Origin of the sequence: Bacteroides sp. An269 (genome assembly GCF_002159755.1) — a bacterium.
Classification (GTDB): domain Bacteria; phylum Bacteroidota; class Bacteroidia; order Bacteroidales; family Bacteroidaceae; genus Phocaeicola; species Phocaeicola intestinalis.
Genome location: NZ_NFJG01000230.1, coordinates 1 through 1,243, shown reverse-complemented (window position 1 = coordinate 1,243; position 1,243 = coordinate 1). Strand labels below are relative to the sequence as shown.

General features: G+C 46.6%; 1 protein-coding gene. It reads right to left on the bottom strand.

Annotated elements, in window-relative coordinates; genetic code table 11:
* Window positions 1-117 precede the first annotated feature (117 nt).
* Window positions 118-954, bottom strand: a complete 837-nt coding sequence (locus B5F71_RS19450) for an ATPase (RefSeq protein ID WP_087213641.1) — start codon at window positions 952-954, stop codon at window positions 118-120.
* Window positions 955-1,243 lie beyond the last annotated feature (289 nt).

The window sequence follows — 1,243 nt, the reverse complement described above, 5'->3', positions numbered from 1 at the left end:
GCTCCTGTTCTTCGTCAGATAGCCCGCTATCTTCCTCATCACAGAAGCGGAAATGCCTCAAAAACTCATCCCAAATCATCGCACGATAAATTCAAAACAGCTTCTAAAAACGGTTTCTCAGGAAGAATGATATTCCACCAACTTTTTGATAGGGTTTTGTAGAAATATGCCGGTGCACAAGCCGCAACAGGCAGCTGCTTCCTCTATCTCAGCACGGAAATGCCAGGCTATAGAGCCTACAAACGAAACAGGCAGGCGTCTGGAGTAAAGCAGAACGTTACGCCGGAAGAACTCTCCGAAATGTTGAAGTAGGAAAGTATGCACCTCCGGGTCGTTTTTGTGCGCATGGATAAACGGTGCAAGACTTGCCAGAAAGCGGTTGGCCTGAGGATGACGATACACGCGTTCAATGATACCTTGCGGGTCGAGGCGCAACGTGTCCAACAAGGCATCGCGAAGCTTCAGGGGAAGTTGGCTCTTAAGGCAATCTGCTACAAAATGCTTGCCCAAGTAAGCCCCGCTTCCTTCATCGCCCAGAATATAACCTAAAGGGGAAATATTTTGGGTGATACGCTCTCCATCGTACAAGCACGAGTTAGAGCCGGTACCCAAAATACAAGCAATGCCCGGACGGTGTTGACACAAAGCGCGTGCAGCTCCCAACAAATCCGTTTCTACCTCAATGTGCGCCTTAGGGAAAAGGTCTTGCAGCGCTTCGGTGACAGGAGCCGATACGGATGGCAGACATCCGGCACCATAGAAGAAAATACCCGTACATATATCTGCAGGTACTGTGCATCGGGGTACCAACTGGTCTTCGAGAATATGGCGGATATATTCAGCAGACTGATGGAACGGATTGATACCTTCGGTCTGCACTTGCATGTAAGTCCCACCGATGGCATCATAACACCAGTCAGTCTTCGTTGCTCCACTGTCGGCTATCAGAATCATTTGAGTTTTTAAGTTTTTGAGTTTTTAAGTTTTTGAGTTTTTAAGTTTTTTGAGTTTGTCAGCACACAGGCACTCACAGATTTTCATTTTCTCCTTTTGTCATGCTGAGCATCGGCAAAGAATCTCGTGGACATCATGTGTATGCATCCGGGATGCTTCACTTCGTCCAGCATGACAAATTAAGAAGCTGTTTTGAATTTCTCCAAAAAGTTTTTCTTGTCTTGATGTATACGTTTTCGTGTGTGCTTTGGGCGATTTTTTGGTCTTTTTCGCTCCTGTTCTTCGTCAG